Origin of the sequence: Castellaniella hirudinis, from assembly GCF_042651965.1 — a bacterium.
Taxonomy (GTDB): domain Bacteria; phylum Pseudomonadota; class Gammaproteobacteria; order Burkholderiales; family Burkholderiaceae_B; genus Castellaniella; species Castellaniella hirudinis.
In genome coordinates, this window is record NZ_JBHSDY010000011.1 from 209,670 (window position 1) to 227,099 (window position 17,430).

Genomic DNA, 17,430 nt, shown 5'->3' on the forward strand with positions numbered 1-17,430 from the left:
GAGGTCCCCCTAGGTACAATCCCACCCATGAGCATATCCCCCGACACCCCTCTGTTCGTCCACCTGCGCAGCCACTCCGAGTTTTCCGTCGTGGACGGCATCGCGCGCATCCCCGACCTGATCGGTCGGGCAAAGGAATTCGGCCAGCCGGCCATGGCGATCAGCGATCTGGCCAATCTGTTCGGCTGGATCAAGTTCTACAAGACGGCCCGCAAGGCCGGCATCAAGCCCATCGCCGGCTGCGATGTCTGGCTGCAGAATCCGGTCGACGAGGACAAGCCCTTTCGCGTGCTGCTGCTGGCCACCGGCCATGCCGCCTACCTGGACCTGTGCGAACTGCTGGCCCGGGCCTGGACGGAAAACAGCCAGCGCGGCCGGGCGGAAATGCGCCGTGAATGGCTGTCGGGCAAGAACGGCCTGATCGTCCTGTCCGGTGCCCGTGCGGGCGACGTGGGCCAGGCCCTGGAGGCCGGCCGCGAAGACGAGGCTCGCCGCCTGGCGCGCCAGTGGGCGGCCGATTTCCCGGATGCGTATTTCATCGAATTGCAGCGCGCCGGCTTTGACGGCGACGAGGCCTATGTCCAGGCTGCGCTGCGCCTGGCGGCGGACTGCGGCCTGCCGGTGGTGGCCACGCACCCGATCCAGTTCATCGCGCCGTCCGATTTCCGCGCCCACGAGGCCCGCGTCTGCATCGCCGAAGGCGAACTGCTGGGCAATCCGCGCCGCGTCCGGCGTTTCACGGCCGAGCAATACATGCCCGACAGCGCCGACATGGCGCGCCGCTTCGCGGACGTGCCCTCGGCCCTGGCCAACGCGGTGCAGATCGCCCGCCGCTGCAGCCTGACCCTGACCCTGGACCAGCCGCAACTGCCGCTGTTCCCCACGCCGGACGGGGTGTCGCTGGACGACTATATGGTGCATCTGTCCAACGAGGGCCTGGCGCGCCGCATGGTCCAGTTGTATCCGGACGCCGACGAGCGCGCCCGCCGCATGCCCGAATATCAGGCCCGTCTGGACCTGGAGTGCCGGACCATCATCAGCATGGGCTTTCCCGGCTACTTCCTGATCGTGCAGGACTTCATCAACTGGGGCAAGGGCCACGGCGTGCCGGTGGGGCCGGGCCGGGGCTCGGGCGCGGGCTCCCTGGTGGCCTTCAGCCTGGGGATCACCGATCTGGACCCGTTGCGCTACGACTTGCTGTTCGAGCGCTTCCTGAACCCCGAACGCGTGTCCATGCCCGACTTCGACGTGGACTTCTGCCAGGACAACCGCGAACGGGTCATCGAATACGTCAAGGAAAAGTACGGCCGCGATGCCGTCAGCCAGATCGCCACGTTCGGCACCCTGGGCGCCAAGGCCGTGGTGCGCGACGTGGGCCGCGTGCTGGAGATGCCCTACAGCGTCTGCGACCGCCTGTCGAAGATGATCCCTTTCAATCCGGCTGATCCCTGGTCGCTGGACCGCACGCTGGAACACGAACCCGCCTTCAAGGAACTGTACGACACCGACGAGGAAATCCACGCCCTCATCGACCTGGCCCGGCCGCTGGAAGGCCTGACGCGCAACATCGGCATGCACGCCGGCGGGGTGCTGATCGCGCCGGGCAAGCTGACCGATTTCTGCCCCCTGTATTGCCAGCCGGGCAGCGAATCCAGCGTCGTGTCCCAGTTCGACAAGGACGACGTCGAGGCCGCCGGCCTGGTCAAGTTCGACTTCCTGGGCCTGCGCAACCTGACCATTCTGGATTGGGCCGTGCGCTACGTGCGCGAATTCAATCCGGACAAGCGCGATTTCGACATCATGGCCTTGCCGCTGGATGACCAGGCCACCTACGATCTGCTGTCGGCCGCCAACACCACGGCGGTGTTCCAGCTCGAATCGCGCGGCATGAAAGAGCTGCTGAAAAGCATGCGGCCCAACACCTTTGAAGACGTGGTCGCCTTGCTGGCGCTGTTCCGTCCCGGGCCGCTGGAATCCGGCATGGTGGTCGACTTCGTGAATCGCAAGCACGGCCGCGCCGAAGTCGATTATTTCCACCCGGATCTGGAATCGGTGCTCAAGAGCACCTACGGCGTCATCGTCTACCAGGAACAGGTGATGCTGATCTCGCAGATCATCGGCGGCTATTCGCTGGGCGGCGCCGACTTGCTGCGCCGCGCCATGGGCAAGAAAAAGCCCGAGGAAATGGCCAAGCACCGGGTGATCTTCCAGGAAGGCGCCGCCAAAAAGGGCTACGACCCGGATCTGGCCGCACACCTGTTCGACCTGATGGAAAAGTTCGCAGGCTATGGCTTCAACAAGAGTCACTCGGCCGCCTACGCCCTGATTTCCTACCAGACCGCCTGGCTCAAGGTTTATCACCCGGCGGAATTCCTGGCCGCGACCATGCTGTCCGACATGGACGACACGGACAAGATCCAGATCTTTTGGCGCGATGCCGTGGAAAACAAGGTCGCCGTCCTGCCGCCGGACGTCAACGAATCCGGCTACCGCTTCGCGCCGGTGGCCGACGAGCATACCGCGCAGGGCCGCCCGCCGCGCACCATCCGCTACGGCCTGGGCGGGGTCAAGGGCACCGGCCAGTCCGCCGTCGAGGCCATCATCGCCGCGCGCACGGCCGGCGGCCGGTTCACCGGGCTGTTCGATTTCTGCGCCCGGGTGGACCGCCACGCCGTCAACCGGCGCACCATCGAGGCGCTGATTCGCGCCGGGGCCTTCGACACACTGGAGACCAACCGCGCGGCGCTGCTGGAGGCCCTGAGCAGCGCCATCGAGGCGGCCGAGCAGGCCGAACGCAACGCCAACCAGGTCTCGCTGTTTGACGACAACACCGACGAACTGGTGGCCGACGAGGTCGCGCGCGTCACGCCCTGGGACCTGGAAACCTACCTGAGGGAAGAAAAGACCGCCCTGGGCTTTTATTTCAGCGGCCATTTGTTCGACGCCTGGCGCGACGAGATCCGGCGCGTCGCGCCCACGCCGCTGGCGCGGCTGGCGCCCTCGCGCGGCCAGCAATGGCTGGCGGGCGTGCTGGCGGAAGTGCGTGTGCGCATGACCCGGCGCGGCAAGATGCTGTATGCCCTGCTGGACGACGGCACGGCCCAGATCGAGGTCGCCATCTTCAACGAGATGTACGAGCAGTACCGCGACAGCTTGAAAGAAGACCGCCCCCTGGTGATCCAGGGGCGCGTCAGCCATGATGACTATTCCGGCGGCCTGCGCGTCTCGGCCGACGAACTGTACGACCTGCAGCGCGTGCGCGAAAGCCGCGCCCGCAGCCTGCGCCTGTCCGTGCCCGATGGGATGGACGCCGGCCGCCTGCAGGACCTGCTGGCGCCCTGGCGGTCGGACGAATCCGGTGTGCCGGTCGAACTGCGCCTGCGCGGGTCGCGCTTTTCCTGCCTGCTGCGCCTGGGCGAGGACTGGCGCGTGCGCATGGACGAGACCCTGATCGCCGATGCGCGGCAGTGGCTGTCTTACGATGATGTGGAAATCAACTACGGATGAATACGCTCCCCATACGCATTATCAGCCTGGCCTCCCGCCTGGATCGGCGGCGGCAGATCGCCGCCCAGTTCGACCGGTTGGGGATTTCCGGCTACAGCTTCCTGGATGCCGTCAACGGCAAGCAGCAGCCCGATCATCCGCTGTTTTCGCATTACGATCCCGTCGCCCGCGCCCGGGTGAAAGGACGCGGCCGTGATCTGAAGCCCTCTCAATTGGGCTGCTTTGCCAGCCATTACCTGCTCTGGCAGGAATGCGCCGAATCCGGCCGGCCGCTGATCGTGGTCGAAGACGACGCCATCCTGAAGGACAACTTCCCGGAGATGCTGGACCATGCGCAGGCGCTGCTGCACGAATGGCCCTTTATCTGGCTGCATGAATATGACCGGCCGGGGCGGGATGCCTTCATGCATGTCGGCCGGGTGGGGCCTTTCGCCCTGACGCGCAAACTCAAGCGGCACTCCTGCTCGGTGGCGTATCTGCTGGCGCCCGCGGGGGCCCGGGCCTTGCTGGAGGGCAGCCGGACCTGGATTTACCCCCTGGATGACGCCGTATTCCGGTTCTACGAGCATGGCGTGGAAAACATCGTGATCCAGCCGGCCTGCGTGGCCCAGGATCATGAGTCGCCGTCGGATATCACGGGCGCCGCCGTGGAATCGCCCCTGCCCTTGGGCGACAAAATACGGCGCGAGGCCTATCAGGTCCGCGACACGGTGTGGCGTCTGGTGCATAACCTGCGTTTTCGGCTTTCCCATAAGCGGCCCGCATGATGAAACCCCTGCGTATCCTCCATGCCGAGGCGGCGACGGGCTTCGCGGGCCAGGAACGCTATATCTTCCGCCTGATGAACGCGTTGCGCGACCGGGGGCATCACGTGCAGGCCGTCTGCCAGCCGCATGCCCAACTGGCGCGCGAGCTCCGGCAGGCGGGGTTCCTGGTGGACACGCTGGAAATGGATGGACCCTGGAACCATGCCAAGGGCCTGCCGCGCCTGGTGCGCCTGTTGCGGCAGGGCGATTTCGACGTGGTCAATACCCATAGCCGCCGCGAAACCTTGCTGGTCGGCGCCGCCGCCCGCCTGGCGCGCGTGCCCCTGGTGGTGCGGACCCGGCATCTGGCCAAGCCCGTGGGGTCCTTGCTGGCGTATACCGGGGTGCCGCGCCGGGTGATCGCCCCCAGTGAGTTCGTGCGTCAGCATCTGATCGGGCGGGGTGTGCCACCTGGTTACGTCGCGGTCGTGCCGCCTGCAGTAGACTTTCCTGACCCCATGCCGGCGCCTGTCCTGCGGGCTGAGCTGGGGCTGGATGCGCAGGCGGTCATCGTCGGCAGCGTCGGTGTGTTGCGGGCCGAAAAAGGGCATGAACAATTGATCGAAGCCATGCTGCCGGTGTTGCGCAAAGATGCCCGCGTGCATCTGGTCATCGTGGGCGGCGGCGATGCGGCGTTGTCCCGTTTACGCGATCAGGCGGCTTCGGCCGGTCTGGCGGACCGGATTCATCTCCTGGGCGCCCGGTCCGATGTGCCGGCGCTGCTGCCGGATTTCGACGTGTTCGCCCTGGCGACGCATATCGAAGCCTCGGGCACGGTCTTTGTCGAGGCGGGGGCCGCCGGCCTTCCCGTGGTCGGCACGCGCGTCGGCGGTGTACCGGAAATGATGCAAGAAAATGAAAGCGGCCTGCTGGTGCCCCTGTTCGATATCCCGGCCCTGACCCAGGCGCTGGACCGCCTGGTTTCGGACCCCGATTTGCGTCGGCGCATGGGCCGCGCCGGACGGCGTTATTGCCTGGAGGACGGCCGTTTCACCCGGGAGGCGCTGGGCGAGCGGACCGAACGCTGTTACCGTCAGTGGTTGGAGGAACTTGCCTGATGGCCGCCCACATCGTCCCTGTCCTGATGTACCACCATGTCCGCCCGGAGGGCGGCATGATCGCGGCGACGCCCGAACACTTCGAGGACCAGTTGCGCTGGCTGGCGCGCCGCGGCTATCACGCCCTGGGCACGGCGGAATTCATCCGCCACCTGCAGCAGGGCGGTGCGCCGCGCCGCTCGGTGCTGATCACGTTCGACGACGGCTATCTGGACAACTGGGTCTATGCCGAGCCTTTGCTGCGCCGCTATGGCATGCGGGCGACGGTGTTCGTCGTGACCGGGTGGGTGGGCGAAGGCCCGGTCCGACCGCAACTGGGTGACCAGGAGCCGCTGCCCGAGACACCCGAGCATCGGGACTGCGAACGGCGCATCGAAGCGGGCCGCGCCGACGAGGCCATTCTGCGCTGGTCCGAAATCCAGGCCATGCAGGACAAGGGCGTGATCGAGTTTCACAGCCATACGCATACCCATACCCGCTGGGACCAACGAGACGCCGCGACCAAGAACGCGCATATGCGCGATGAGCTGGCCCAGTCGCGGGATTGCCTGCGCCGGCATCTGGGCGAGGTCTCCGACCAGCTTTGCTGGCCGCAAGGCTATTTCGACGACGATTACGTCCGACTCGCCCAGGAGGCCGGTTTCCGCCATCTGTATACGACACGCGCCTTCGGCCGTAATCGGCAGGGCACCGACCCGGCCTCGATCTTTCGCTTCGCCGTCCGCGACACCAGCGGCGCATCGCTGGGGCGCCGTGTCCAGGTGGCGGCGAACCCAGTGCTGGCCCCCGTGTTCAATCGCTGGAAGCGCTGGAAACGAGGGCAGCATTATGGCGATTGAACTGTTCAGGCCCGTGCGCGGGCGGGTGAAGATGGCCGGCGCATGACGCGGTTCGTCTTCGTGGCTTCCGATGAAATCCTTGCATGTTCTCCATTCAGAAGCGGCGACCGGATGGGGTGGCCAGGAAAACCGCATTTTCAAGGAAATGTGCGCCATGCGGACGGCGGGCCATCATATGGAGGCGCTGTGCCAGCCGCATGCCCGCCTGGCGCAATGCTTGCGCGATGAAGGTTTTCAGGTTCACACCTTGCTGATGGACGGCCCGCGCAATTATTTCCGTGGCGTATACCGAGTCCGCCGTCTCCTGAGGGCAGGGCACTTTGACGTCCTGAATACCCATAGCCGGCGCGATACCTTGCTGGCCGGGGTGGCGGGGCGCCTGGCCGGGACGCCCTTGATCGTCCGCACCCGGCACTTGGCGGTCAAGCCGGGCTCTTTATTGTCGTATACGGGGGTGCCGCATCGCGTGATTGCAATCAGCGAGTATGTGCGGCGCCTGCTGCTGGACCGGCGTGTCGATCCGGCGCGCGTCGAGACGATCTACACTGCGATTCCTTTATCCTCCGTGGTAGAGTGCTCCAGCCTTCGGCATGAATTGGGGGTGCCCGCGGATGCGATCGTCGTCGGTTGCGTGGCTGTGATGCGCGATAAGAAAGGACATCGCGCGCTGATCGACGCCATGGCTGCCTCATTATTACGGCGACCGGATGTCTTCCTGGTGCTGGTCGGGGACGGTTCCCCCTTGCTGGAGGAATTGCGGGCCTACGTGCGTGCGCGAGGCTTGCAAGACAAAGTCCTGTTTACCGGCAGGCGCTCCGACATCCCCAATGTGCTGGCCGGCTTCGATATTTTTGCGCTGGCCACGGAGCAGGAGGCGCTGGGGACGTCTTTCATCGAAGCGGGTGCGGCGGGTCTGCCCGTTGTCGGGACGGACGTAGGCGGCGTTCCTGAGGTCGTAGCGCATGGCGTCACCGGCTTGCTGGTGCCCGTGCATGATCAGGACGCCTTGGAAAACGCGATTCGGACGCTGGTCGAGAACCCTGCCCGTTGTCGCTCGATGGGGCGGGCCGGGATGCGGGCAGTGCGCGGTTCCGATCGTTTTACAGCGGAGGGCATGGTCCGTCGGACGGAGCAGTGCTACAGCCGCTGGCTCAAGGAGAGGACGCAGTGAACAGGAGGCTGGATGCGGTCATCACGATCAGGGCTGGGCTGATGCACGGCCCTGTGCAAATTCGATCATGAAACTGTCCGTCATCATCATCACCAAGAACGAGGCTGCGCATATCGGCGATTGCCTCGACTCCGTGGCTTTCGCCGACGAAATCGTCGTGCTGGATTCCGGCAGCACGGACGCGACGTGCGAGATCGCCCGGGCGCGGGGCGCGCGGGTCGAGGTCTCGCCGGATTGGCCGGGCTTCGGTCCGCAAAAAAACCGGGCGCTGGACCTGGCCGCCGGCGACTGGGTGCTGTCCATCGATGCCGACGAGCGCGTGCCCCCGGAATTGGCCCTGTCCATTCAGCAGGCCGTCCGGGCGCCCGCTGCCGAGGGCTACCGGGTTGCCCGGCTGTCCAATTTCTGCGGCCGCTGGATCCGTCACAGCGGCTGGTGGCCCGATTATGTCGTGCGCCTGTTCCGCCGCGATGCGGGGCGTTTTACCGACGCGGCCGTGCATGAGCACGTCGAGGTCCAAGGGCGGATGGGCACCCTGTCCGGGCATTTCCTGCATTACCCCTACGCCACCCTGGAAGTCTTCATCGACAAGATCAATCGCTATTCCACCGAGGCCGCGCACGGCGCCTTCGCGCGGGGGCGACGGACGTCGGTGCTGGGGCCGTTCGGCCACGGCGCCTGGACGTTCATCCGCCATTACCTGTTGCGGCGAGGCTTCCTGGACGGCTGGCAAGGCCTGGTGCTGGCGGGGATGGCCGCGACCGGCAGCTTTTATCGTTACGTCAAACTATACTGGCTGGGCAAGCAACCCCCATCGGCGAGCGCGGATGAGGCATGAAGATTCTGTACACCAATTTCCATCCCTTCAACGGGGGCGGGCACACGACCTATGTCACCAATCTGGCCCGTTCCTTCCAGGGGGAGCATCAAGTCACAGTCGCGACGCCGGCCACCAGCCGCCTGCATGAACAGGTTCAGCGGATTCCCGGCGTGCGTGTCTGGAATACGTCGTTCCGCACACGCATCACGCCCATGCTGGGCGAAGTGCTGGCGTTGCGCGCCCTGCTGCGTCAGGAACGTTTCGACCTCGTCCATGTGAATGGTTCCTCCGATCACCGCCAGGCCATGCTGGCCCGCCTGGGGTTGCGGCGTCCGCCGCGCATCGTCTGGACCAAGCACAACACCATGCCGGTCGGCAGCCTGGGCAACCGGCTGCGGGCGTGGGCCGGTACGGATGGCGCGATCGGCGTCTGCGACTATGTCTGCCGGCAGTTGATGGATTCGAGCTATGGCGCAGGCCTGGCGCAGACGATCCGCCTGGGCGTGGATACGGATTGGTTCTGCCCCCAGTCCGACAGTGCGCGCGCCCGGGCGCGGCGTGAATTGCTGGGCGAACTGTCCGACGACGTGCTCGTGCTGGGCAGTGTGGGCGGGACGGATCGTGAAAAGGGCTGGCTGACGCTGGTCCAGGCCCTGGCGCGTGTGCCGATCGACCAGCGCAGGCGCTTCCGTGTGCTGGTGGCCGGAGATCCGCCCCGTGGCACTTTGCCGCAGGAAGTGGAGGCCTTGGGGATGAGCGCCTATACGGTGTTCCCCGGCCTGGTGGATGATCCGCGCCGCATCCTGGCGGCCAGCGACGTCGGTTTCGTGCTGTCCTTCCAGGAAGCCGGGTCGTATGCGGCCTGCGAGTCGCTGTCCATGGGACTGCCCACCCTGGTGTCGGATGCCGGCGGCCTGCCTGAACTGGTGCGCAACGGCGTGGACGGCTGGGTGGTGCCGGCGGGCGACGTCGAGACCCTGCGGCGCTGGCTGATGGCGCAGTTGGCCGCACCGGCCAATCCGGCGATGGCCGGTGCGGCCAGAGAGCGTGCCCTGGCCCTGTTTTCCCTGCCCGAGCTTTCCCGCCAGACGATGGCGTTTTACCAGCGCGTCTGCGCGCGGGCCTGATCGTGCCCCGATATAATCCGCAGATGATCCCTATCCTCATGTACCACCAGATCGGGGAACCCGGCCCTCGCGGGACGCCCTATCGCGGGCTGACCGTGCATCCCCGGGATTTCCGGCGGCAGATGCTCTGGTTGCGGCGCCTGGGCTACCGGGGGCTGTCGATGGCCCGGCTGGGTCCCTATCTGCGCGGGGAAAAACAGGGCAAGGTCGTCGGCATCACCTTTGACGACGGCTATGCCAACGTGCTGGAAAACGCGGTGCCGGTGCTCGAAGAATGTGGTTTCCTGGCCACCAACTATTTCGTCGTCCGCCAACTGGGCGGCAGCAACGTCTGGGACGCCGACGAGGGGGTGCCGCCTTCGCCGCTCATGGATGTCGCGGGCTTGCGCGCCTGGGCGGCCGCCGGCCACGAGGTCGGCTCGCATACCTTGAATCATCCTGACCTGTCGCGCATTTCGCCGGAACTGGCCGTCAACGAGATCCGCGATTCACGCGAGGCCCTGGAGCAGATCGCGGGCGCCCCGGTGCGGGCGTTCTGTTATCCCTACGGCCATTTCACCGCTGCGCTGGCGGATGTCACGCGTGAGGCCGGTTACGACAGCGCCACGACGACTGCACGCGGATTGGCGCGGCTGGATGATGATCCCTACGCCTTGCCGCGTGTCGCCGTCATGCGCTCGACGCATTTGCTGCGCTTTCTGCAGAAATGCCTGACGCGGCTGGAAGACGGCAAGCGCCGGCGCGATGAGCGCCGGCCGATCGTTGCGCCGCCGGGGGTCGCATGAGCGCCGGTCCGGCGTCCGCCGGCGCAGCGGCCGCCGCGGCCCCGGCGCCGGCTTCCCTGTCCATCGCCTTCGTCGTCGATCGCTTCGGCAACCGCTATGGCGGGGCCGAAGCCTATGGCGTGGAACTGATGCGGGAACTGGCCGCTGCCGGCCATCGGGTCACGGTCTTCGCCCGGGCATACGATCCCGCCTGTGATCTGCAACTGCCGTTCCGGCCGATCGCCATCGGCCGGCGCTGGCCCAGCTGGATCCGGGTCTGGCTGTTCGCGCGGCGCGCAGCGCGCGCCACGCGGGGCGGCTACGACATCGTCCATTCCCATATGAACGGCTGGTGCGGCGACGTCGAAGTCGTGCACGTGACGCCGGTGCGCTATCGCTGGCGCGTGCAAGCGATGTCCAGCCTGCGGCGCCGGCTGTCCTGCATCAGCCCCCGTGTCCGGACCTACCTGGGCCTGGAGGCCCGGCGCGTGGCGCCGCGTCCCGGCCATCGGGTCGTGGCGGTGTCGCAGTTGATCGCGCATCAGTTGGCGCAGGCTTACGGCCCGGCCCTGGTCGCGCCCGTGATCGCGCCGGGCGTGGCGCAGGCCGAGCCGGTCGCGCCTGAACAGCGTCGCCGGACACGCGCCGACCTGGGCCTGCCGGCCGATGGCACGCTCTGCCTGCTGGTGGCGCGCAATCCCATGCGCAAGGGGCTGCCGACCGTGCTGCAGGCCTTGGCCGAACTGCCCGATGACGTGTTGTTGCTGGTGGTGGGCGCCAACGCGGCGGCGCGCGAATGCGTGGCCCGCGCCTCCGAGTCCGTGCGCAGCCGGGTCCATCTGGTGGCGGAAACCTCTCAGGTGGCCCCGTACTACCAGGCGGCCGATCTGTACGTGCATCCCACCCTGAACGACAGCTTCGGCATGGCGCCCCTGGAGGCCATGTCCTTCGGCTTGCCGGTGATCCTCAGCCCTGCGCCCTGGTGCGGTTTCGCCCAGTATGTCCAGCCCGAGACCGAGGCCCTGGTCCTCAGCCACCCTGAACGTGCGGATGAACTGGCGCAGGCCATCGAGCGGCTGCGCTCCGATGCGGCGCTGCGCGCGCGGCTGGAAGCCGGTGCGCGGGACGTGCTGGCCCGCCATGCCTGGCCGGAGGTCGCCCGCCAGTATCTGGACGTTTACGCTGACATCCTGCGTGAACGCGGCGGCGCGGCATCCTGAAGCGCCCTTGATTGAGGCGCCCCTGATGCGACGGGCGCGACGCGCGCCAACTGCCGGTCCGGCTCTCAGGCCCAGCCGCGCGCCCAGTAGACCAGCAGCCCCAGGTATTCCTTGATGATCGAACGGCTGGCGTTCAGCGCGCGCATGTTCGGCAGCCAGAACGCGAAGCCGGGGTCGTCAGGGACGACGATCTGGGGCGGCGAGGCCGCCGCGATCGGGTTCAGGCCTTGCTTCTGGAAACTGGCCATCGACCGGGGCATGTGCAGGGCGGAAGTCACCAGCAGGAAACGCTCGATGCCCTGGTCGCGCAGCAGCCGGGCCGTGTAGACCGCGTTTTCGCGCGTGGTGTCGCTCTGGTTTTCCTTCATGATGGCCTGGGCGGGCACGCCGTCGCGTTCCAGGGCCGACGCCATCATGGCGGCCTCGCTCTGGCCGCCGTCCAGGGCGGCTCCGGACACGATCACCAGCGGCGCGCGGCCCGCCGCGTAGAGCTGGGCCGCCGTATCGGTGCGTACGATCGCCGTGTCGCGATCATAGGGTTCGAACCAGTTGCGCCGGCCGTTGGCGGAATTGCCCCCCAGGACGACGATTGCCTGGGCTGTGGGCATCGCCGGCGCCGGCTTGTACGGGTAGCGCTGTTCCAGCAGGCCGCCGGCCCACAGCGAGGTGGTCGGCAGGGACCAGAACAGCACCCAGGCCAGGGCGCCGGCCGCCAGGATGCCGGATGTCTTGCGCCAGCGCAGGATGAACAGGAGCAGGGCCAGCACCAGCAGGGTGACCGACAGGTTCAGGGGGATCAGCAGATTGCCGAGGAAAGCAGTGATCGTCATGCGGCAGGCGGCGTGTCGAGGAGGTCCAGTGCGGTGGACAGGACCTCGGGGGCGGCGGGCCAGGCATCCATGCGGCCCATGCGCACGGCCCGGTTGGACCAGGGGCCGGTGCGGGCGGGATCGGTGACGCCGAACAGGGTGATCTGCCGGGCGCCGGCGGCGGCGCCCAGATGCGAGACCCCGGAGTCGTTGCAGATCACCAGGGCCGCGCGGCGGGTCAGGGCCGCGAAGGCGCCCAGCCCCAGGGGCGGCAGCAGCACGGCGGTGGGCGCGTTGTCCTGCGCGGCCCGGCGCTCGGATTCGGGGGGCGACATGGCGACCGTCAGGCCGCGCGCCTGCAGAGACCGGGTCAGGCTGTCAAAGCCCGGCCAGACTTTGACGCGGCCTTTGTGCAGTCCGGTCGCCGTGGGCGCGATCAGCACGAATTCTCCGTTGGCGAGACCCGCCTGGGCCAGCGCCCGGGACGCCTCGTCCTCGTGGGCGGCGGCGGCCTGCCAGCGCAGCTCTTCGGCGGGTTGGGGCGGCGGTTCCGGCAAGCGCCAGCGCGCCAGCGCCTGGCGGGTCAGGTGGTACCAGGATTGCACCGCGTGCAGCGGTCCGGCCGGCTTGGCGCAGGGCCAGCGCAGGATCAGGCTGCGGCCGTCGTCGCGATAGCCGGCGCAGGGGATGCCGGCGAAACGGAACACCAGGGCGCTGGACAGCGAATCGGGCAGCAACAGGCCCAGGGACCGGCCGTACGGCGCCTGCCGCCGCGTGTTGCGCACGGCCGCCCGGTCGGCGCGCCAGGCGCCCTGCATGGGGACGAAGCCGGCCAGAGGGTAGGCCGACAGCAGATCCCGCGCCCAGGGCCGGGCGCAGGCCACGACGGGCAGGCCGGTGGCGAGCAGGGCTTCCAGGCTGGGCAGGCTCATGCAGACGTCGCCGACCCAGTTGGGCAGGCGGACGTACAGGGCGGGACTGGGAGAGGGTGTCAACGCGGCAGCTCCAGCACCCGTCGCGGTCCGAAGGCGCGAACGGGCTAAAATGCGTGATTCCCAAAGTATATAAGAGAGTGTGCCGGGTGAAGACCACCACCGACCATCCTGTGGACAGCCGCCCCGTGCGCCTGGAGCTGTGGCGGCAGATCTACATCCGCCTGGGCCGGGACTGGAAGGTCGGCTTGCTGGCGCTGGTGCTGCTCAGCATCGCCTCGGCGACCCAGCCGCTGCTGGCGGTCATCATGAAGCCCCTGCTCGATGAAGGCTTCACCGGCGCGCAGCCCGACTACATCTGGTCCATCCCCCTGGCCGTCGTCGGCCTGATGCTGCTGCGCGGGGTGTGCACCTTTGGCGGCACCTACCTGATGTCCTGGGTCGCCAACAATATGCTGCTGTCCCTGCGCCGCGACATGTTCGACCGCTTGCTGGGCATGTCCGACGAAACCTTCCGCGCCCGGGACCACGGGCGTCTGCTCAACCGCTTCACCATCGACGCCGGCAACGTCAGCGGTCTGTCCACCGAGGTCATCCGCGTCATCGTGCGCGAATCCCTGACGGTCGTGGCCCTGCTGGCGGTGCTGTTGTACATGTCCTGGCAACTGACGCTGATCGTGCTGGTGATGCTGCCGCTGTCCGTGGTGACCGGCCGCTATTTCATCAAGCGCCTGCGTCGCATCAATCGCGACACGATCAATATGAACGCGGAGCTGACCCACGTGGTCTCCGAAGGCATCGCCGGCCAGCGCGTCATCAAGCTGTTCGACGGCTATGCGCGCGAACGCGACCGCTTCGCCTTCGTCAACGCCCGCCTGCGCCGTTTCGCCATGCGCGCGGCCAGCGCGGATTCGGCCATGTCGCCGATCTCCCAGTTCTTCGTCGCCCTGTCCGTGGCCATCGTCGTCGCCGTGGCCCTGTACCAGGCCAATCACGAGGGCCTGACGGTGGGCAGCTTCGCCGCCTTCATGGCCGCGCTGGGCCAGATTTTCGATCCGCTGAAACGGCTCACCAACATCGCCGGGGCCGCCCAGCGCATGCTGATTTCCGCCGAAAGCGTATTCGATCTGATCGACGAGCCGATCGAGCCGGACACGGGCGTCAGGGAAATCCAGGAACGTCCGCGCGGCGAAGTCGTCTTCCAGGCAGTCACGCACCGTTTCCCCGACGCGGCCGGCGACACCCTGGATCGGGTGACGCTCACCGTCCAGGCCGGCCAGACCGTGGCGCTGGTGGGGCGCTCGGGCAGCGGCAAGACCACGCTGGTCAATATGCTGCCGCGCTTCGTCGAGCCCACCGGAGGCCGGGTGCTGATCGACGGCATCGACGTGCGCGAGCTGCGGCTCGGCGCCCTGCGTTCGCAGCTTTCGCTGGTCAGCCAGGACGTCGTCCTGTTCGACGGCACGATTGCCGAGAACGTCGCCTACGGCATGCAGGGCGAGGTGCCGGAAGAGCGCATTCGCGCGGCGCTGGACGCGGCCAGCCTGCTGGCGTTCGTCGACAGCCTGCCCGAAGGCATCCAGACCCGGGTCGGCAGCAACGCCAATGCGCTGTCCGGCGGCCAGCGCCAGCGTCTGGCCATCGCCCGGGCCCTCATCAAGAACGCCCCGATCCTGATCCTGGACGAGGCCACCTCTGCGCTGGACAACGAATCCGAGCGCCAGGTCCAGCTCTCGCTGGAACACCTGATGGCGGGCCGCACGACGCTGGTGATCGCCCACCGGCTCAGCACCGTGCAAAAAGCCGACTGCATCGTCGTTCTGGACCGGGGCCGCATCGTCGAGCAAGGCAGCCACGCCGAATTGCTGGCAGCCGGCGGCTTGTACGCCAGCCTGTACCGATTGCAGTTCCAGGACGACGTCGAGCCCGTGCCGGACGCGCCGGCGCGGGCCGGACTGGCTGCCGCTTCGTCATCCCCGGCGCCCCAGGCGCCCAGCCTCGCACGTTCCGACGATGACGAGGCCTCCCGGAGTTCATCATGAAAATCGTATTCGCCCTGGCGTCCCTGGCCACACTGGCCGCTTGCGCTGCTCCCGGCACCGTCGGACTGACCGCCGATCAACTGGAAACGGATCGCTATTACGTCACCGAGCGCCGCCGCCTGCCCATCGATTTCCCCCAGGTGCAGCAGAATCTGTTCCGCCACGCGGCGGTCTGCCACGAGACCTATACCTTCGAGATGGTGCCCAACGAATCGGTCTTCGGGCGCGTCGTCTATCGTCCCACGCCCGGTGCGGGCTGGGAGGACAGCGTCGTGCTCAGCCTGACGTTGCTGCACAACCGCACCGTCAACGTCAAGGCCTACAGCTACCGTCCCGGACAGATGGACCGGGTGCATCAGATGTTGACCGCCATGATGAAGCCGGATGCCTGCACTGTGGACAATAGCTGGGAAAACAAGCTGGACGTCGGCGACTGATTGCCGCAACGGCGGGCCGCGATGGCGTGTCGCGGCCGAGGCCTGCTGCTGATGCCCGCTACAGCAGCACGATGTCGTAGTGCTCCTGGCTGTAGCCGGCCTCGACCTCCAGCGAGATCGGCTTGCCGATGAAGTCGCCCAGCATCGCCATGTGCTGGCTTTCTTCCTCCAGGAACAGGTCGATCACGGGCTGTGCGGCGACGATGCGGAATTCCTTGGGGTTGAACTGGCGCGCTTCGCGCAGGATTTCCCGCAGGATTTCATAGCACAGCGTGCGCGGCGTGCGCACCGTGCCGCGTGATTCGCAGGTGGGGCAGGGCTCGCACAACTGATGCGCCAGCGAATCCCGGGTGCGCTTGCGGGTCATCTCCACCAGCCCCAGTTGGCTGAAACCGCTCACCGTCGTGCGGGTGCGGTCGCGCGCCAGCGCCTTGTTCAGCTCGGACAGCACCGAGGCCTGGTGCCCGGCATCGTCCATGTCGATGAAGTCCAGCACGATGATGCCGCCCAGATTGCGCAGCCGCAGTTGGCGGGCGATGGCGACCGCCGCCTCCAGGTTGGTCTTGAAGATCGTGTCGTCGAAATTGCGTCCGCCCACGAAACCGCCCGTGTTCACGTCCACCGTCGTCAGCGCCTCGGTCTGGTCGATGATCAGGTAGCCGCCCGACTTCAGATCCACGCGGCGGGACAGGGCGCGGGCGATTTCCTCGTCCACGTTCGCCGTGTCGAACAAGGGCCGGTTGCCGCTGTAGTGATGAATGCGGTCCGCCACGGACGGCGTGTAGCGCTGCGCCCATTCCACCAGTTCCTGGGTCACCGTGCGCGAATCGACCGTGATCGAGGCCGTCTCGGGCGTCACCATGTCCCGCAGCACGCGCTGCGCCAGGGTCGGCTCGACGTAGACGGGGGAGGGCGCCGGCACCTGGCGGACGCGGGCCTGGATATTGGCCCACAAGGTCCGCAGGTAGGTCATGTCGGCCGTCAGGTCGTCGTCGCCGGCATCCTCGGCCTGGGTGCGGACAATAAAGCCGCCCGGCTCGTCCTCGGGCTTGAGCCCCACCAGCCGCTCGCGCAGGGCGTTGCGTTCCGCCTCGTTGCCGATACGCTGTGAAATGCCGATATGCGGTTCGTGCGGCAGATAGACCAGCATCCGGCCCGCGATACTGATGTGCGTGGACAGGCGCGCGCCCTTGGTGCCCAGCGGGTCCTTGATCACCTGGACCAGCAGCGGCTGGCCTTCGAACAACAGCTTCTCGATCGGGGTCTGCGGCGTGTGGTCGCCGCCGCCGATGCGGGCGTGACGGTTTTGCCGCAGGTCCGCCACGTGGATGAAGGCCGCCCGTTCCTGGCCGATGTCCACAAAAGCGCTTTGCATGCCGGGCAGCACCCGGGCGACGCGGCCCAGGTACAGATTGCCGACATGGCCGCGCTGGATGCTGCGCTCGATGTGCAGTTCCTGCACGACGCCCTGGGCGGTCAGGGCCACCCGGGTCTCAAAGGGCGTGACGTTGATGAGGATATCTTCGCTGCTGGACATGGCGTGTTGTTCTTCTTTCTATAGGAGCCGGCGCAAGACCGGTGCATGAATCGTAGGACTGAGTATGAATTTATCATCTTGCGCGATGCGCCTCCTAGCATGCCGGCCGGGAGGTTTTTTGCCGCCGGGCCGCCCCAAGGCCCGCCCCTTGGGAGGGGGCAGCAAGCCGAAGGCGCGGCGTGGGGGCCTTTTTTGACGTTTTGATGACAGGATTTGCATCGTTCAAAAAAGCTGTGCTATAGTCTCGTTTCTTCGCCGCCAGGCACCCGGGTTAACCCCTAGATTGAACGGTTTTACCAGAATGGTTACCGCGTCGCTCCAGGGTCCAGGGCCAGGTAGAAGTTTCCCGGTGTGTGGGCTT

Annotated in this window: 14 protein-coding genes; 11 read left to right on the forward strand and 3 right to left on the reverse strand. The window is 67.0% G+C overall.

The features are described from left to right. The first annotated feature begins 27 nt into the window (after positions 1–27). From dnaE to ACFO0J_RS17490, 9 genes are all read left to right on the forward strand, one after another. The gene (dnaE, locus tag ACFO0J_RS17450; protein WP_376814362.1) at positions 28–3,507 is read left to right on the forward strand and encodes a DNA polymerase III subunit alpha; all 3,480 of its coding nucleotides are present in this window, start codon (positions 28–30) and stop codon (positions 3,505–3,507) included. Continuing rightward, on the forward strand, positions 3,504–4,274 hold the full coding sequence (locus tag ACFO0J_RS17455; RefSeq protein WP_376814363.1) for a glycosyltransferase family 25 protein: 771 nt from the start codon (positions 3,504–3,506) through the stop codon (positions 4,272–4,274). Before dnaE ends, ACFO0J_RS17455 begins: the two co-directional genes overlap by 4 nt. Beyond that, positions 4,274–5,371, forward strand: a complete 1,098-nt coding sequence (locus ACFO0J_RS17460) for a glycosyltransferase family 4 protein (RefSeq protein ID WP_376814379.1) — start codon at positions 4,274–4,276, stop codon at positions 5,369–5,371. Before ACFO0J_RS17455 ends, ACFO0J_RS17460 begins: the two co-directional genes overlap by 1 nt. Then, positions 5,368–6,210, forward strand: a complete 843-nt coding sequence (locus ACFO0J_RS17465) for a polysaccharide deacetylase family protein (RefSeq protein WP_376814380.1) — start codon at positions 5,368–5,370, stop codon at positions 6,208–6,210. The genes ACFO0J_RS17460 and ACFO0J_RS17465 overlap by 4 nt, the downstream gene beginning before the upstream one ends. 70 nt (positions 6,211–6,280) lie before the next feature. Continuing rightward, positions 6,281–7,381, forward strand: a complete 1,101-nt coding sequence (locus ACFO0J_RS17470) for a glycosyltransferase family 4 protein (RefSeq protein ID WP_376814364.1) — start codon at positions 6,281–6,283, stop codon at positions 7,379–7,381. A gap of 67 nt (positions 7,382–7,448) precedes the next feature. Further along, positions 7,449–8,219, forward strand: coding sequence for a glycosyltransferase family 2 protein (locus tag ACFO0J_RS17475; RefSeq protein WP_376814365.1), 771 nt, complete (start codon positions 7,449–7,451; stop codon positions 8,217–8,219). Next, complete coding sequence (locus ACFO0J_RS17480; RefSeq protein WP_376814366.1) at positions 8,216–9,328, forward strand: glycosyltransferase; 1,113 nt, start codon at positions 8,216–8,218, stop codon at positions 9,326–9,328. The genes ACFO0J_RS17475 and ACFO0J_RS17480 overlap by 4 nt, the downstream gene beginning before the upstream one ends. A gap of 38 nt (positions 9,329–9,366) precedes the next feature. Next, positions 9,367–10,113, forward strand: coding sequence for a polysaccharide deacetylase family protein (locus ACFO0J_RS17485; RefSeq protein ID WP_376814381.1), 747 nt, complete (start codon positions 9,367–9,369; stop codon positions 10,111–10,113). Then, entirely contained in the window at positions 10,110–11,312 is a 1,203-nt protein-coding gene (locus tag ACFO0J_RS17490; RefSeq protein WP_376814367.1) for a glycosyltransferase family 4 protein, read from the forward strand. Before ACFO0J_RS17485 ends, ACFO0J_RS17490 begins: the two co-directional genes overlap by 4 nt. A gap of 65 nt (positions 11,313–11,377) precedes the next feature. Here ACFO0J_RS17490 and ACFO0J_RS17495 read toward each other — a convergent pair whose 3' ends face one another. Beyond that, entirely contained in the window at positions 11,378–12,142 is a 765-nt protein-coding gene (locus ACFO0J_RS17495) for a YdcF family protein (protein WP_376814368.1), read from the reverse strand. Beyond that, entirely contained in the window at positions 12,139–13,053 is a 915-nt protein-coding gene (locus ACFO0J_RS17500) for a glycosyltransferase family 9 protein (RefSeq protein WP_376814382.1), read from the reverse strand. The genes ACFO0J_RS17495 and ACFO0J_RS17500 overlap by 4 nt, the downstream gene beginning before the upstream one ends. Positions 13,054–13,202: 149 nt before the next feature. On the opposite strand from ACFO0J_RS17500, the gene msbA reads away from it, so the two are divergent. Then, a complete protein-coding gene (msbA, locus tag ACFO0J_RS17505; RefSeq protein ID WP_376814369.1) occupies positions 13,203–15,095 on the forward strand; it encodes a lipid A export permease/ATP-binding protein MsbA in 1,893 nt (630 codons plus the stop codon). Then, a complete protein-coding gene (locus ACFO0J_RS17510) occupies positions 15,092–15,532 on the forward strand; it encodes a hypothetical protein (protein ID WP_376814370.1) in 441 nt (146 codons plus the stop codon). Before msbA ends, ACFO0J_RS17510 begins: the two co-directional genes overlap by 4 nt. 58 nt (positions 15,533–15,590) lie before the next feature. Here the strand turns inward: ACFO0J_RS17510 and rng are convergent, their stop codons facing one another. After that, the gene (gene rng, locus ACFO0J_RS17515) at positions 15,591–17,069 is read right to left on the reverse strand and encodes a ribonuclease G (RefSeq protein ID WP_376814371.1); all 1,479 of its coding nucleotides are present in this window, start codon (positions 17,067–17,069) and stop codon (positions 15,591–15,593) included. Between the last annotated feature and the right edge of the window lie 361 nt (positions 17,070–17,430).